15 protein-coding genes are annotated in these 14,101 nt (G+C 56.7%); 6 read left to right on the top strand and 9 right to left on the bottom strand.

Annotated elements, in window-relative coordinates; genetic code table 11:
• Positions 1-11 precede the first annotated feature (11 nt).
• A complete protein-coding gene (locus tag IFT53_RS19060; RefSeq protein WP_244656550.1) occupies positions 12-3,449 on the top strand; it encodes an AsmA-like C-terminal region-containing protein in 3,438 nt (1,145 codons plus the stop codon).
• A 14-nt stretch (positions 3,450-3,463) separates the two neighbouring features.
• Here IFT53_RS19060 and IFT53_RS19055 read toward each other — a convergent pair whose 3' ends face one another.
• Genes IFT53_RS19055 through cobS form a run of 3 tightly spaced genes read right to left on the bottom strand, consistent with a single transcriptional unit; the run spans position 3,464 to position 5,136 of the window.
• Positions 3,464-4,171 carry a TIGR02281 family clan AA aspartic protease gene (locus IFT53_RS19055; RefSeq protein WP_192066929.1) on the bottom strand — a complete coding sequence of 236 codons (708 nt, stop codon included), beginning with the start codon at positions 4,169-4,171 and terminating at the stop codon, positions 3,464-3,466.
• Complete coding sequence (locus tag IFT53_RS19050; protein WP_192067004.1) at positions 4,168-4,362, bottom strand: DUF1289 domain-containing protein; 195 nt, start codon at positions 4,360-4,362, stop codon at positions 4,168-4,170. The genes IFT53_RS19055 and IFT53_RS19050 overlap by 4 nt, the downstream gene beginning before the upstream one ends.
• An 18-nt stretch (positions 4,363-4,380) precedes the next feature.
• Positions 4,381-5,136, bottom strand: coding sequence for an adenosylcobinamide-GDP ribazoletransferase (gene cobS / locus IFT53_RS19045; protein WP_192067002.1), 756 nt, complete (start codon positions 5,134-5,136; stop codon positions 4,381-4,383).
• 164 nt (positions 5,137-5,300) lie between these two features.
• On the opposite strand from cobS, the gene cobT reads away from it, so the two are divergent.
• On the top strand, positions 5,301-6,323 hold the full coding sequence (gene cobT, locus IFT53_RS19040) for a nicotinate-nucleotide--dimethylbenzimidazole phosphoribosyltransferase (RefSeq protein ID WP_042619716.1): 1,023 nt from the start codon (positions 5,301-5,303) through the stop codon (positions 6,321-6,323).
• Between the two features lie 7 nt (positions 6,324-6,330).
• Entirely contained in the window at positions 6,331-6,750 is a 420-nt protein-coding gene (locus IFT53_RS19035) for a diacylglycerol kinase (protein ID WP_192066928.1), read from the top strand.
• Here the strand turns inward: IFT53_RS19035 and IFT53_RS19030 are convergent.
• Entirely contained in the window at positions 6,747-8,282 is a 1,536-nt protein-coding gene (locus IFT53_RS19030; RefSeq protein ID WP_192066925.1) for a sensor histidine kinase, read from the bottom strand. The two genes, IFT53_RS19035 and IFT53_RS19030, sit on opposite strands and share 4 nt — an antisense overlap.
• A gap of 107 nt (positions 8,283-8,389) precedes the next feature.
• Here IFT53_RS19030 and IFT53_RS19025 point away from each other — a divergent pair, with 107 nt between their 5' ends.
• The 3 genes from IFT53_RS19025 to IFT53_RS19015 all read left to right on the top strand — a co-directional run bounded on the left by IFT53_RS19025 (position 8,390) and on the right by IFT53_RS19015 (position 10,165).
• The gene (locus tag IFT53_RS19025) at positions 8,390-8,968 is read left to right on the top strand and encodes a thermonuclease family protein (protein WP_192066924.1); all 579 of its coding nucleotides are present in this window, start codon (positions 8,390-8,392) and stop codon (positions 8,966-8,968) included.
• A gap of 7 nt (positions 8,969-8,975) precedes the next feature.
• Complete coding sequence (locus IFT53_RS19020) at positions 8,976-9,608, top strand: uracil-DNA glycosylase family protein (RefSeq protein WP_192066922.1); 633 nt, start codon at positions 8,976-8,978, stop codon at positions 9,606-9,608.
• A 65-nt stretch (positions 9,609-9,673) separates the two neighbouring features.
• On the top strand, positions 9,674-10,165 hold the full coding sequence (locus IFT53_RS19015; protein WP_042619306.1) for an Lrp/AsnC family transcriptional regulator: 492 nt from the start codon (positions 9,674-9,676) through the stop codon (positions 10,163-10,165).
• Between the two features lie 69 nt (positions 10,166-10,234).
• Here the strand turns inward: IFT53_RS19015 and IFT53_RS19010 are convergent, their stop codons facing one another.
• The 5 genes from IFT53_RS19010 to IFT53_RS18990 all read right to left on the bottom strand — a co-directional run bounded on the left by IFT53_RS19010 (position 10,235) and on the right by IFT53_RS18990 (position 14,084).
• Positions 10,235-11,059 carry a class I SAM-dependent DNA methyltransferase gene (locus IFT53_RS19010; protein WP_192066920.1) on the bottom strand — a complete coding sequence of 275 codons (825 nt, stop codon included), beginning with the start codon at positions 11,057-11,059 and terminating at the stop codon, positions 10,235-10,237.
• A 75-nt stretch (positions 11,060-11,134) separates the two neighbouring features.
• Positions 11,135-11,401: an usg protein gene (locus tag IFT53_RS19005; RefSeq protein WP_042619307.1), complete on the bottom strand. Its 267-nt coding sequence runs from the start codon at positions 11,399-11,401 to the stop codon at positions 11,135-11,137.
• A gap of 163 nt (positions 11,402-11,564) precedes the next feature.
• Positions 11,565-12,395 carry an ABC transporter permease gene (locus IFT53_RS19000; protein WP_192066918.1) on the bottom strand — a complete coding sequence of 277 codons (831 nt, stop codon included), beginning with the start codon at positions 12,393-12,395 and terminating at the stop codon, positions 11,565-11,567.
• Positions 12,392-13,195 (bottom strand): ABC transporter permease, encoded by an 804-nt coding sequence (locus IFT53_RS18995; protein ID WP_192066917.1) that lies wholly within the window; start codon positions 13,193-13,195, stop codon positions 12,392-12,394. The genes IFT53_RS19000 and IFT53_RS18995 overlap by 4 nt, the downstream gene beginning before the upstream one ends.
• Before the next feature lie 115 nt (positions 13,196-13,310).
• Positions 13,311-14,084, bottom strand: coding sequence for an ABC transporter substrate-binding protein (locus tag IFT53_RS18990; RefSeq protein ID WP_192066915.1), 774 nt, complete (start codon positions 14,082-14,084; stop codon positions 13,311-13,313).
• Positions 14,085-14,101 lie beyond the last annotated feature (17 nt).

Raw genomic sequence — 14,101 nt, 5'->3', positions numbered from 1 at the left:
AGACCCTGATAATGATCGAGGGTCGTGGCAGTTCCGGGAGCAAGCACAGGCGGATGGCGGAAATTCGTGGCGAAAAGGTCAGCTTCAGCAAGCGCGATATAAAGCCGCTGCATGCGATGCCCTCTGCCCAGGTTGAAGACCCCATTATTGTTCACTGCCCGCGCCCGCGTTCCATGACGCGATCGCTGTTGAAGGTGTTTGGGGCGCTGGTCATTCTCGCCTTCATTTCCATTGGTGGCATTATCGTTTCGGTCGAAACCGGTTCCATCGATGCTGCATTGACGACACAAGCCAAGCAGGCGCTCGAGCGTGCGCTGGGCTCCAAATACGATGCACGAATCGGCTCCACATCCGTGCGCTTTGCCTCCGGCTTCAATCTGGCTCTGGTGGCGCAGGATGTTGACATCATTGATAAGGAAACCGGCCAGCATTTGAGCCGTGCCCGCGCCATGGGCATGGCGCTCAACCCGCTGGCATTGCTGGCGGGCCGCGTTTCGGTTCAAAGCCTCGAAGCAACGGGAATGGAGCTGGATACCGCGCTTTTGCCGAAGGGGCAGGGTATCGACTTCGCCAAGCTTCGTGTTGCTGATGTTCCCGCCTATCTCGATCTGGCATTTGTTGAGCTGGATCGCTTCGCTCAGGCCTTCAAGGCAAGCGGCACAGAAGAGATTGATCTCTCAGAAATCGCCATTCGTTTGCCACCCCGCGATGACGGCCAGCCTCGCACCATTATACTTCGCGAACTCTCACTGGTGCCTGATGGGGAGGGTGGCTATACGCTGGACGGCAATGTGGCGTTCAACGGCGAGGTGGCGACCTTGTCCCTTGCCGCCAAGGGAATGGCCGACAAGATCGGCAATTTCACGGCAAGGCTGGATGGTTTCGATATCGGTCCACTTCTTGAGCAGCATGATCCCCAGGGGGTGATGCATCAGGGCCTCAATGTCAAAGCCGGATTGAACATCATCGGCAACCGTGCGCTGGGTGACGCGGCGCCGTCGCTCACAGTCTCCGCAGGTATTGGCGATGGCAAGCTCTACATTGGCGGTGATGCGCAACCGGTGTCCAGCGGGGTCATCAACGCCCGATACGACTTCGAAAAGAGCGTTGTGGCAGTAGAAAACTCCCACCTGACGCTCGGCCAGACCGTTCTTCCGCTTCGCGCCCAAATCAAGGACAATGCCAAGGGCTACGACCTGATGATGCGTCTGGAAAGCGCGACAGCGCTTGCCGAAGCGGGCGGGGAGCCGCCTGTCGGCTTTGACCTTGTGGCGGATGGAACATTTGACCGGTCATCGCATCTCCTCGATATTCCCGGGCTCTATGTGAAGAGCGCGTTGGGCGACATGGCGGGCTCACTCAAGGTCCGGTTCCTGGGCCACGGTTCGCCCGAAATCAGCTTTGGTGGCCAGATTGCCAAGATGGAGGCCAGCGCCGTCAAGCAATTGTGGCCCTTCTGGATGGCGCGCAAGGCACGTCCCTGGGTCGTTTCCAACCTGTTTGGTGGCACGGTCAGAAACGGCTCCATCTCCGTCTTCATACCAGAGGGACGGATGTGTGGCCCGGGTTGCCCGCTGGAACTGTCTGCCAGCGAATTGCAGATCAAATTCGATGTCGACAATACCCGTCTCAACGTAACGGGTGACATTCCGCCGCTGCGGGATGCGTCTGCGCATTTCGAGCTGGTGGGCGAGGCCATCAATGTCAATATCATCAAGGCAACGTCGTTTTTCCCGTCCAACCGCACGCTTGCTCTGGATAATAGCAAGTTCTCGATCAAGTCTGTCTATGCCAAGCCGTTGATGGCTGATCTTGATCTCAACGTCTCCGGCTCTGCGGATGCCGTGGCGGAGCTTGCTACATTCCAGCCGATCAACGCGTTGAGAGATTCCGACTTCAAGCCGGAGGATTTTGCCGGGCAGATCGAGGCCAACGCAAAGCTGATGGTGGGGCTGCTGACCAGCCAGAACCCACCGCAACCGACATGGAATGCCAAGCTGGACATGGATGGCGTATCGCTTACGCGCCCGTTCTTTGGCCGCCAGATTTCCGCTGTGAACGGCCCCATGACCATCGACAATGAGGCGTTGCGCCTGAAAGGCAAAGCCCGTGTCGATGATGTGCCTGTGGATATCGACATCGTCCAGCCTACACGCAAGACCAGCACCGTGGCGCGGCAGATGCTTGTCAAGGCAACGCTTGAGCCGGGGCAGGTTGCCAAGCTTGCGCCCGAACTGACAAGCATTCTGGGCGGCACCACCTTGCTGGAGCTTGATGCGTCCGATGCGCGCCGGCAGAACGTCAAACTCGATCTGTCCAATGCTTCGATTGTTTTGCCAGGAATTGGCTGGACAAAGGGTGCAGGTATTGCCGCCGGCGCATCCTTCGTAATGGAAACCGTCGATGGTGTGACAAAGGTTGATGATTTCTCGCTGAACGGCGATGGTTTCGGTGCCTCGGGCGATCTCAAATTCGATAAATCCGGCCTGACTGCCGCCAATTTCTCCCGTTTCCAGCTTTCACCGCAGGATGATGTTGCTGTTTCGGTCACGGCATCGCGCAAGAATTACACCGTCAACGCCCATGGTAAATCTCTTGATCTGCGCCCGCTGATCGCAAGATTGCGAAGCTCATCGGCGAAGAATGGCACGACGGACAAGCCGGATAACAATTTTGGCGCTTTCAGCATCAAGGCCCAGCTGGACAAGGTTTACGGCTTCAATGACGAGGTGATGAGCAACGTCAATGCGGACGTCAATCTGCGGGATGGAAAGCTGCGCACCATTGATCTGAAAGCCGTGACCAGCCGAGGGCAGGCGCTTGTTGCCCAAACCATCAACCGTGGTGATGGCGGCACGATCAACCTGACCAGCAGCGATGCCGGTTCCTTCGCCCGCTTTACGAACCTCTATTCGCGCGTGCGCGGTGGCCTGCTGAACCTCGCTTTGACCACGGCCAATGGCAACGACTGGAGTGGCTCACTCGACATGCGCAACTTCGCCGTTCTGAATGAAGCGAAACTTCAGGATATCGTCGCGACGCCGACAGGTGACGACGGGCGAAGCCTGAACACGGCTGTGCGTCGCAACATCGATGTCAGCTCTGAGAAATTCCAGCGTGGATTTGCCCGGGTCGTCTATGTGAACGGCACCCTGGCGCTGGAAAACGGGGTGATACGCGGCGAACAGATTGGCGCGACCTTCCAGGGCATCGTGAAGGATCAGAACGGCAATATGGATATGACCGGCACCTTCATGCCTGCCTATGGCCTGAACCGTCTGTTTGCAGAATTGCCCTTCATTGGCATCTTCCTCGGCAATGGTCGGGACCGCGGTTTGCTGGGGATCACCTTCAAGCTGACGGGCCAGACGGATTCACCGCGTCTGGCGATCAACCCGCTCTCCCTCATCGCGCCGGGCGTGTTTCGCCAGATTTTCGAGTTCCAGTAGCCGCCCGATGGGCGCTAGCGATCCCGCAGCCTCAGTTCGTCTGTCTGCATCTCAAGTGAACCGAGGGTGGAGAGGAATGTCATGCCCAGCAGGCTCTGCTCCAATTGCCCATCCTGCACCACGAGTGCCGAGACGTTGCGACGTACAATCGGGCCAATGGCGACTTCTGAAAGGCGGACCGGGGCAGCCGACGTGCGCCCGTTGGCTGTCATGACGGTGACCGTATAGCCAAGAGTATCGATGTTTATCCCGACTGCTTTTGCATCCGTTGTGGACAGAACGACTGAACTCGCTCCGGTATCCACCAGCATATGCACCGTAGTGCCGTTGACCTGTGCATTGGCCTCAAAATGTCCGCTCATGGATTTGTTGAGGATGACCTCCTGTTCGCCATTCTGCGTGGTCACCACAACGGCACGGCCCGGCATCAGCCCTGCGAGCAGTCTTTCACCGAAACGCTGCGCGTCATAGCGATAGAGATACATGGCAACGAGGCTGAGAATGATGACGAGCCAGATGGCCATCTGGCGCAGCACTGTGCCCCAGCGGCCGCGATTGCCTGCCAGAATGCCGACTGACAACAGAGCGGCGATGGGTATCAGGTAGATGGCCTCACCGAATTGCTCGTTGCTGATGCCAAAGGTCTGGCCGCTTTCGTGGTTGAATATGAGCAGTGCCAGACCAATGCCAAGCACGAGGAACACGAAAGTCAGCCGGTTCATGCGGTCGCTGTCTCCTGAACTGGTGGGCGCATGCGATCCATGGCGCGCTGCGGAAGACTTGCCATGATGGTGCGGCGCTCAAGCGCCGTTAAGCGTGACCAGGCCATGATCTCTTCAATGCTGCGATGGCAACCGTCGCAAAGGCCGTCATGCGAATCGAGAGAACATATGTCGATGCAGGGTGATTCCATGATTTCCATATCTGTATTTCACACGATGAGAGCAAGTGCCGTCAGCATCACGATCTCTGTGATCTGCTGGGTGGCGCCAATGGTGTCGCCCGTGTGGCCATCGATCCTGCGGTAGCAGAAACGGTTGAAAACATGCGTAACACCAAACAGCGCGGCAATGACGATGGCCAGAAGATAAGCCGAGACAATCGGAAGGCAGAGCAGAACTGCAATTCCCAGTCCGCAGATGATTGCGCCCTTGCGTTCACGCTCGCCCGGCTGGCCTGCCATGGCGGCCAGACCGCCGTCGCGCGCCGGTGGCAGCGTCTGCCAGTGCCAGACCATCAATCCCCGGCTGAAGCAAGCACTGGCAACCAGACAGGCGGCGATTGCCAGTGGTGAGAGTTCGCGAAAGAGAACGGCGATTGCCGTTGCTCTGAGGAGAAACGAGACGATAAGCGCGATGGCCCCATAGGAGCCGATGCGGCTGTCTTTCATGATTTGCAGGGCGCGCTCTTTCGTGCTGCCACCGCCTAAGCCATCAGCAGAATCAGCAAAGCCATCCTCGTGCAAGGCTCCGGTGGTGATCGTCGCAACGGTCAGCACCAACATGGCAGACATAAGCGGGTCTACGTCAGCCCAGGCCAGTAGAGCGGCAAGGCATGCTGCCGGGAGAGCGATGAGAAATCCGGCCACGGGGAAGGCTCGCACCATCTGGCCGAGCGGGCGATTATCATCTTCAAAGAAGATATCGTTCACGGGAATGCGGCTGAGAAAACTCAGCGAACGCATCATGTCCGTCACAAAATTCCCCGCCTGCAAACGTCTCTCCTTTGGTTGAGGCTCGGCATATCGTATTTGAGGTTGTTCCTCTGCGCATCCGCGATTATGAGAAGGGCCTACAAAGACCGATTTGCCGGAAAAGACAAGCGTCCGGCGTGAACAGAAAGACCTGTTACATGAGCATGAGCGGATTGCCGTTTGATGATTTTCGCACGCTGCTGCGCGACCTGCCGGGCCCACATACATTTGCGCTTGTCGCAGCCAAGGAGCGCAATGCGCAACTGACCAAGCCTGAAGGCTCTCTGGGCCGTCTGGAAGAAATCGCCATGTGGCTGGCTGCCTGGTCCGGTCGTGCGCCTGCGGTCAACCGTCCGCTGGTGGCGATTTTTGCTGGAAACCACGGCGTTACCCGCCATGGCGTTACGCCTTATCCGTCGTCTGTCACGCAGCAGATGGTCGAAAACTTTGCTGCAGGTGGTGCCGCCATCAACCAGATCTGTGTGGCACACGATCTCGGGCTGAAGATTTTCGATCTGGCGCTGGATTATCCGACCGGCGACATCACCATGGAAGCCGCACTTTCCGAACGTGATTGCGCAGCCACCATGGCATTCGGCATGGAAGCGATTGCTGGTGGTACCGATCTTCTGTGCATCGGCGAGATGGGCATTGGCAACACCACGATTGCAGCTGCGATCAACCTGGCGCTTTACGGTGGTACGGCGGAAGAGTGGACCGGCCCCGGCACCGGTTCGGAAGGCGATATCATGGCGCGCAAGATTGCTGCGGTGAAGGCTGCCGTCGAATTCCACAAGGATCATCTGTCTGATCCGCTTGAGATCATGCGTCGATTGGGCGGGCGTGAAATCGCGGCCATGGCGGGAGCCATTCTCGCTGCTCGTGTCGAGAAAATTCCCGTTCTGATCGATGGTTATGTCGCAACCGCTGCTGCCGCTTTGCTCAAGGCTGCCAACCCTGCAGCGCTTGACCATTGCCTCATCGGCCACGTGTCCGGTGAGCCGGGTCATCTGGCCGCGGTGGAAAAGCTTGGCAAGACACCGCTTCTGGCGTTGGGCATGCGTCTAGGCGAGGGCACCGGTGCCGCACTGGCAGCCGGTATCGTCAAAGCGGCTGCTGCCTGCCATTCCGGCATGGCGACCTTTGCCGCAGCGGGTGTAACGACCCGCACAGACCGCTGAGAGCGCCATGGATAAGCTCGACGCCTTACCGCCATCCGAACCGGTCTTTCGCAAGGAGACCGGCTTCAGACATCTGATTGCAGCGACGCGTTACTCGGCTCAAGGCCTGTTGCGTCTTTGGAAGGAAGCGGCGTTCCGGCACGAGGTATTGGCCTTCGGCGCGGGGCTGGCACTGATGGGCGTCATCGGCGCTCCGCTGGTGCACTATCTGATATTTTCGGTGCTGATGCTTCTTCTGTTTTCGGTGGAAGCACTGAACACGGCTATCGAGGAAATCGTTGACCGGGTATCGCCGGAATTTTCCTCTGCGGCCCGCAATGCAAAGGACCTCGGTTCCTTCGCCGTGTTCTGTCTGCTGCTGGCCAATGGTGGATTCGTGCTCTACTCGCTGGTCAGCACCATCTTCGGTTCCATCGTTCTGCTTTAAGCAAACGAGCGCCGGCGCGGCTCCACGAACTGCACATCTTCGACAGCCGGAATGCTTTGAAGCACCCGCTTGGCGGGCAGGATGGCAATGACTTCTGTGCCTTCGCGCAGACGCGATCTCAGCACGAACTGTCCATCATGCTTTGCCAGAATGGCCTGAACGATGGGCAAGCCAAGCCCGGTGCCTTGCTCGGCGCTCTTGATGGCAATGGAACCCTGACCAAAGGCCGATAGAACCACCGGAATTTCTTCTTCAGGAATGCCGGGGCCATTATCCCTTATCGAAACATATTGCCCACCACCCGCCGTCCAACCCGCCTTGATGGTAACTTCACCTCCCTGAGGCGTGAACTTCACGGCATTCGACAGGAGGTTGAGGATGACCTGACGGATCGATTTTTCATCCGCCCAGACATGGGGCAGGGTCGTTTCAAACTGCTGAACAATGCGGATGTTCTTGGCACGTGCACGAAGCTGGATCATGCCCACGCAATCATCGGCGATTTCCAGAAGGGCAATGGCTTCCTCATGCAGATCGTAACGTCCGGCCTCGATGCGGGAGAGGTCGAGAATCTCATTGATGAGATCAAGAAGATGCTGGCCGGAGCGGTGAATATCGCCGGAATATTCCTTGTAGAGCGGGTTGTTCAGCGGCCCGAGCACCTCTTCCGCCATGACTTCGGAAAAGCCGAGAATGGCGTTCAGCGGTGTGCGCAATTCGTGAGACATGGAGGCCAGAAAACGAGATTTGGCCATATTGGCTTCCTCGGCTCGGCGTCTTGCCTCATCGGACATGGATTTGGCGACTTCCAGCTCTGCAATCAGGTCGTCCTTTTCTGACTGGAAGGTCAAGAGCTTGATGCTGGACTGGTAGATCCGTTTCGTCACATGGTGGCAAAACAGCATGGCCAGAGAGAACATCAGCGCAAGGCCGATTTCCATCGGACTGCGTGACAATATGGCCGTGACGCTGAGGGCCACCACCACAGGCAAAAACGTCATCACCATCGCCCGCCGGAGCAGGTTGTTGGAGCTTGCCGTGATCGTCAGGGCAATCAACAGAGTGCCGCCCTTGTAGAACATGACCAGCGATGGATCTTTGCTTTCAATGTGCTGGATGGTGAACAGGACCCAGACCAGACCCATGACGATCTGTGCTGCAAGGAAAATGTTCTGCCATGCGGAGAGGTTGGAAGCGCTGATCTCCTGTTTTGATGCTCGCTTGGCAAATAGCAGCGTCATCGCATGCACGGTCAATGCGATAACGGCCCAACCAATGATCTGTGGATCGCGGCTGATATAGATGCCGACACCTGTTGTGAGAATAATGAACAGAGGCATGATCGTTGCGCCCTGCAACGTCTCGACAATGTGCATTTGCAGCAGATCACGCTCGAAGCCGTTGGTGCTCACCGGTCCATATTGCAGCCGCTCACGCGTCGCCTTGACCGTCTCGAACACCGCCTTGTTACGGCGCGTGCGGGAGCGATCGACGATGTTCTTGTCAGCGGTGTTGCTAGTGCTCTTACTCATGGACACAACGCAAATGATCTAAAGGCTTGCAGCTTAAACGCAAATTCTTAAGAAGATGCTGCGCCGAAAGGTTTTGTTTGCCATTTCTCAAAAGGGTTTGTTCGTACATGAGACGAAAGTCAGGCAAGATCAGCCGCTGGTTGAAGGATGGCATCATCGCGTCTCTGCTGCTGGTAGCAGGAACGCTTGTTGCAGCACGGGTGGATGGCATTCATCAACAGACTTTTTCCGGTTACTTCAGCGTGGTGGATGGTGACACAATCGCCCGGGATGGCGAGCGGTTTCGCCTGATGGGGATTGATGCGCCAGAGCTGAGTCAGACTTGCAGTCGCGAAGGAAATGACTGGCCTTGTGGCAGGCAGGCCAAGACATATGTTCAAACCTTGCTGCAAAGCGGAGATTTGGATTGTGAGGGTAGCAGCCGGGACCGATACAAGCGCCTGCTTGTCCGGTGTCATATCGGCGAACGCGATCTGGCGGGAGAAATCGTGGCTGCCGGTTATGCGGTGACAACGGAATACTTCCTGTTTTCGCGTGAGCAGACCCTTGCTCAGAACAAGGGGCTCGGCATCTGGTCCGGCACGTTCGAGATGCCCGCAGACTGGCGCAAAGAACGCAAGGCTGCCGATATGGATGTGCCGCTTGCCGGTGTGCTCGCACTTCTGCGCCATGTTCTGGGTTGGTGATGGCAACATGAAGGATGAGGAGAGCTTGGAGGCCTTACGGTTACGGATTGCGCAATGTCGTACCTGTCGCGATGCCCCTCTGAAGGGAGAGGCAGACCGCCTGCCGCACGAGCCAAGGCCCGTTGCGGTAATTTCCAGCAAAGCAAAAGTGCTTATCGCGGGACAAGCGCCGGGCCTGCGGGTTCATGAAAGCGGGCTGCCTTTCGACGATGCGTCCGGCAACCGGCTGCGCGAATGGCTGGGTGTGGACCGGGAAACGTTTTATGATGCGGACAGGTTCGCAATCGTGCCCATGGGCTTCTGTTTTCCGGGCTATGACGCCAAGGGCAGCGACCTGCCGCCACGACGCGAATGTGCGCCGTTCTGGCGTGAGGAGGTCATGAAAGCCATGCCGCAAATTCAGCTGGTTCTGGCTGTCGGCCAATATGCGCAAGCTTGGCATCTGGGCTCGCGCCGCATGAAGACAATGACGGAGACGGTTCAAAACTGGCGCAGCTCTTTCCACACCAATCAGCATACGCCTATCATACCTCTGCCGCATCCCAGCTGGCGCAACACGGCGTGGCTGAAGAAGAATCCATGGTTCACTACGGAGTTGTTGCCGGTGCTTCGTCAGTCTGTGGAAAGGCTGCTCCGGTGAAACAAATTTCTTTTTTTATCTGTGATTTCGTATAAACAGAGGAAAATATTCTGGAGGAGCGAAAATTGGACCGTCTCGACCGAAAAATACTACGGATTTTGCAGGAAGATTCCACGCTGGCTGTCGCTGACCTTGCAAAAAAGGTCGGACTTTCCACCACGCCATGCTGGCGCCGCATCCAGAAGATGGAAGAGGACGGTGTCATCCGTCGCCGCGTTGCCATCCTCGACGCAGGTAAAGTCAACACCAAGGTCACGGTTTTCGTTTCGATCCGCACCGCCTCTCACTCCATCGAGTGGTTGAAGCGCTTTTCGGAAGTCGTTTCCGAGTTTCCCGAGGTTGTGGAATTCTACCGCATGAGCGGTGATGTTGATTACCTGCTACGGGTCGTTGTGCCTGACATTGCGGCCTATGATGCGTTCTACAAGCGCATGATTGCCAAGATCGAGATTCGTGACGTGTCGTCTGTCTTTGCCATGGAGCAGATCAAATACACGACTGAACTGCCGTTGGATTACATGCAACTCGACAACGCGAAATCCGGCGATGATTCCTGATCACTGTTGTCAGAGCGTTTCCCGCTAAGGAAACGCTCGAAGGGTTTGGGCGCGCGAGGCGCCCATGCTTCAACCCTTGTATTTCGCGATGACAAGATGACCCGGTGTTGGGTGGCCGTCCTGCATGCGAACATTGATGTCTGTGACCTCGACAATGTCAAAGCCGGTGGCAGCCAGGCGCTCGCGGATATAGGTTTCGGAATGCGCGAAACGTTGGTGCGGACCGACCATGTAAGGGCGACCGGCCATGGTTTCTGAAGGCAGGGTTTCGGACGAGAAGACGAACAAACCACCTTCGACCATGTTCTCCGCTGCGCCAAAGAAGAGTGGCTCCAGCGCGCCGAGATAGGGCAGGACGTCCGTCGCTGTGATCAGGTCAAAGGCATCGTCGTCATTGTCTTCCAGAAAATCCTCGACTTCGGCCACGTACAGCGTCTCATAGATATCCTTTTCATGGGCGATTTCGACCATGTTTTCGGAAAGATCCATGCCGGTAATATCGGTGGCCATATCGCGCAGCGCTTCGCCCGTCAGGCCTGTGCCGCAACCCAGATCGAGCATGCGCTTGAAGGGTCCCAGTTCCAGAGTTTGCAGGCGCTGGCGAACGACCATTGGCACCGCATATCCCAACTGATCAACCAGAATGTCCTCGAAAGCCTCAGCCTGCTGGTCAAACAGCGTTTCGACATAAGCGTCGGGTGCCTTGGGCGGCGTTTCGCCGCGACCCATGGAGGCGATGCGAACGGCGGCACCGCCATGGTCTTCCGGGTCAATCGCCAGAACCTCTTCATAAGCCTTGACGGCGGCGTCGATATCGCCGGCTTTTTCCAGGGAAAGAGCGCGATTATACGCCTCTGCAAGAGCTTCTTCGTCGATCTTCTGGTTGTTTGTCATGGCGCGCATCCGGACTTTGCTTAAAATTCGGAGTCTGCTTAAGCCGCAAAGCCGGATGGCGCAATCCTTGTTTTGTCAGTGAAGAATGAACTCGCCCTTCAGCGACCGCCACTCCTGCGCCGAAATAAGCTGGCGGTGAGTATAGCGAACCGAGTGCAGCGGACCGTCCAGTTTCTCCTTCCAGAATTTTAGGAAGCCGTGCATTTCGGGAAAGTCAGGCGCAAGATCATAGTTCTGCCAGAGGTAGGTTTGCAGAACGACTGGATGGTCGGGCATTCTGTAGAGTATTTCAGCAGTGGTCAGGCCGTAGCCCTTCAGCATCATTTCCATATCTTTGTTCATGCTGGCTGCTCCCGTTCTCAATGGTCGCCGATATCGCCTTCGATACCGATAACCATGGGAACACGAGATCCTTAACCGAACCTTGCTGAAAGATCCCTTTGTCACAAAATATTTATATTTATCAGCCTGTTAGCATTCGTTCTGATGGAGTGCTGCCAGTCTTCTACCGGATGAGATGCCGTGTGAGGCGCTTCTCGATCCGAGCCCATGTGTTGCGCAGGATTTCAACGATGGTCAGATAGAAGATCGCGGCCCACAGATAAGTCTGGTAATCGAATGTCCTTGAGAAGGCGTAGCGGGTCTGGCCCATCAGGTCGAAGACGGTCACGATTGAGACCACGGCTGACCCCTTGATCATAAGAATGATCTCGTTGCCATAGGGCCGCAGCGCCACGATCAGCGCCTGCGGAAGAGTGATTTTCCAGAATGTCACGGCCTTTGAAATGCCGAGTGAGGCTGCGCCTTCATGCTGGCCCTTGGGAACGCTGATAATTGCGCCACGTAGGATTTCGGCCTGATAGGCTGCCGTGTTCAGCGTGAGCGACAGAAGGCCGCAATACCACGCCTCACGGAAGAACCACCACAGGTGAACGCTTTCGAGTTCCGGGCGGAAACTGCCAAGGCCGTAATAGATGAGGAACAGCTGCGCCAGCAGAGGCGTGCTGCGAAACACGTAGACATAGACATAGGCCAGCGTGCCGATGATACGGTTTTTCGACATGCGAGCAAATGCAAGCGGCAGCGACAGCATGGCACCGAGAATGATGGACGTTCCGACCAGCGTGATCGTGGTGATCAGGCCATCGATATAGCGCGGGCCATAGCGGGTGAACTTGTCGAGGCTCCAGCCTGATATCATGAAGGACAGCAGGGCAAGGCCCAGCAGCAGCCACAGACCAATGACGCCATAGCCCAGCACCTTTGAGGCCGACAGGGTTCTTGCCACGGCGGGCGGGGCGGGGCGGGCAGGAATCAGTTCTTGCGCATGGCTCATCGGCTTGCCTCCGAGCGACGCGACCAGCGGTCAATATAGCCAAGCCCCAGCGACGAAATCAATGCAAGGATGAGGTACAGAAGACAGGCGATGCCATAGAAGAAGAAAGCCTCTTTGCTGACACGTGCTGCGATGCCAGTCTGGCGTACAATATCCGAGAGGCCAATGATCGACACATAGGACGTGTCTTTCAGCAGGATCATCCACAAATTCGTCATTCCCGGCAGCGCGATGCGAATGAGCTGCGGAATGATGATCAGCACCATTGTGCGGCTGCGCGAAAGGCCAAGCGCGTCGCCTGCTTCATATTGTCCCTTGGGAATGGCACGGAAGGCCGACAGCAGAACTTCAGAAGCGTAGGACGAAAACACGACCGACAATGCAATCATGCCAGCGACAAAGGCGTTGATTTCGATTGGTCCTGTAAAGCCGAGGTAACCACCCGCCGACTGCAACAACATCTGAATGCCGTAATAGACGATGAACAGCGTCAGCAGTTCCGGCAAGCCGCGAAAGATCGTCGTGTAGATGCCGGCAGCGAGCCGCAGAGACTTTTCCTGCGATTGCGCCGCCAGAGCGATCAGGAAGCCAAGGATGAGGCCAATCGGCAAGGTGGCTATTGCCACGGAGATGGTGATCTTGACGCCGAAAGCGATTTCATCGCCCCAGCCTGCGTCCCCACAGGCCACAAGTGTGCCATTGCCGAAGAGGGAGAAAATGCCAGCCGGGCCGCAGAATGGATCGAAGAGATACGTGAGATAGGTCCAGAAGGAACCTATGGCGGAAAATGCTCCGCTCATGCCAATTTCCCCTACGGTCTTCGCCGCTTGTTTCGTATTGTTTTATGTTTCTGTTCTCAAACAAAAATGGCGGAAGGGCAAGCCTTCCGCCATCATATTTCAACAGAACAATCGCTTACTGGCCGTAAACGTCGAAATCAAAATACTTATCGTTGATCTTCTTGTATTCGCCATTTGCGCGGATGGCTGCAATGGCTGCCGTCAGCTTGTCTGCCAGCGCCTTGTCGCCCTTGCGCACCGCAATGCCAGCGCCCTGACCGTTGATGACTTCATCAACAGGCATTGCGGTCAGAATTTTGCAGCATGCGCCTGCGTCAGACTTGACCCACTGCGACAGCACAACGATGTCGTCGATGACGCCATCGATACGACCGTTGGTGATGTCGAGCTTGTACTCGTCAGCGGTCGGGTAAAGTTTCAGCTCGGAATCAGCAAGGTGCTTTTCGGCGTAGTTGGCATGGGTGGTGGAACCCTGTGCGCCAATCGTCTTGCCCTTCAGGTCTGCCGGAGATTTGATCGTGCTGTCCTTTGGCACGGCAATGGCTGGTGGTGTGTTGTAGTACTTCTTGGAGAAGTCCACCTTTTCCAGACGCTCAGGCGTGATCGACATGGACGCGACAATCGCGTCGAACTTCTTGGCCTGCAGAGCAGGGATGATTCCATCCCAGTCGTTGGTCACGAAAGTGCACTCGGTCTTCATTTCAACACACAGCGCCTTGGCGATGTCGATATCGAAACCGGTCAGCGTGCCGTCTGCTTCCAGAACGTTGAATGGGGGGTAGGCGCCTTCCGTGCCGATGACCAGCTTGTCCTGCGCCATGGCGGCACCGGAGAAAAGCGACATCGCGGCAATCGATGCAGCAGCGAGCAGACGGGTGGAAATACGCATTGCGATCCTCTCTTTCG

The sequence above is a fragment of the Rhizobium sp. CFBP 13644 genome (genome assembly GCF_014842165.1).
In the GTDB taxonomy this organism is placed as follows: domain Bacteria; phylum Pseudomonadota; class Alphaproteobacteria; order Rhizobiales; family Rhizobiaceae; genus Agrobacterium; species Agrobacterium tumefaciens_C.
This window is presented reverse-complemented; position numbering and strand designations above follow the sequence as displayed.

What these genes read in the sequence shown, in the direction of transcription:
- IFT53_RS19060 (WP_244656550.1), top strand. Translation starts at nt 12, where the DNA reads ATGATCGAGGGTCGTGGCAGTTCCGGGAGCAAGCACAGGCGGATGGCG.
- IFT53_RS19055 (WP_192066929.1), bottom strand. Translation starts at nt 4,171, where the DNA reads ATGAACCGGCTGACTTTCGTGTTCCTCGTGCTTGGCATTGGTCTGGCA.
- IFT53_RS19050 (WP_192067004.1), bottom strand. Translation starts at nt 4,362, where the DNA reads ATGGAATCACCCTGCATCGACATATGTTCTCTCGATTCGCATGACGGC.
- cobS (WP_192067002.1), bottom strand. Translation starts at nt 5,136, where the DNA reads ATGATGCGTTCGCTGAGTTTTCTCAGCCGCATTCCCGTGAACGATATC.
- cobT (WP_042619716.1), top strand. Translation starts at nt 5,301, where the DNA reads ATGAGCATGAGCGGATTGCCGTTTGATGATTTTCGCACGCTGCTGCGC.
- IFT53_RS19035 (WP_192066928.1), top strand. Translation starts at nt 6,331, where the DNA reads ATGGATAAGCTCGACGCCTTACCGCCATCCGAACCGGTCTTTCGCAAG.
- IFT53_RS19030 (WP_192066925.1), bottom strand. Translation starts at nt 8,282, where the DNA reads ATGAGTAAGAGCACTAGCAACACCGCTGACAAGAACATCGTCGATCGC.
- IFT53_RS19025 (WP_192066924.1), top strand. Translation starts at nt 8,390, where the DNA reads ATGAGACGAAAGTCAGGCAAGATCAGCCGCTGGTTGAAGGATGGCATC.
- IFT53_RS19020 (WP_192066922.1), top strand. Translation starts at nt 8,976, where the DNA reads ATGAAGGATGAGGAGAGCTTGGAGGCCTTACGGTTACGGATTGCGCAA.
- IFT53_RS19010 (WP_192066920.1), bottom strand. Translation starts at nt 11,059, where the DNA reads ATGACAAACAACCAGAAGATCGACGAAGAAGCTCTTGCAGAGGCGTAT.
- IFT53_RS19005 (WP_042619307.1), bottom strand. Translation starts at nt 11,401, where the DNA reads ATGAACAAAGATATGGAAATGATGCTGAAGGGCTACGGCCTGACCACT.
- IFT53_RS19000 (WP_192066918.1), bottom strand. Translation starts at nt 12,395, where the DNA reads ATGAGCCATGCGCAAGAACTGATTCCTGCCCGCCCCGCCCCGCCCGCC.
- IFT53_RS18995 (WP_192066917.1), bottom strand. Translation starts at nt 13,195, where the DNA reads ATGAGCGGAGCATTTTCCGCCATAGGTTCCTTCTGGACCTATCTCACG.
- IFT53_RS18990 (WP_192066915.1), bottom strand. Translation starts at nt 14,084, where the DNA reads ATGCGTATTTCCACCCGTCTGCTCGCTGCTGCATCGATTGCCGCGATG.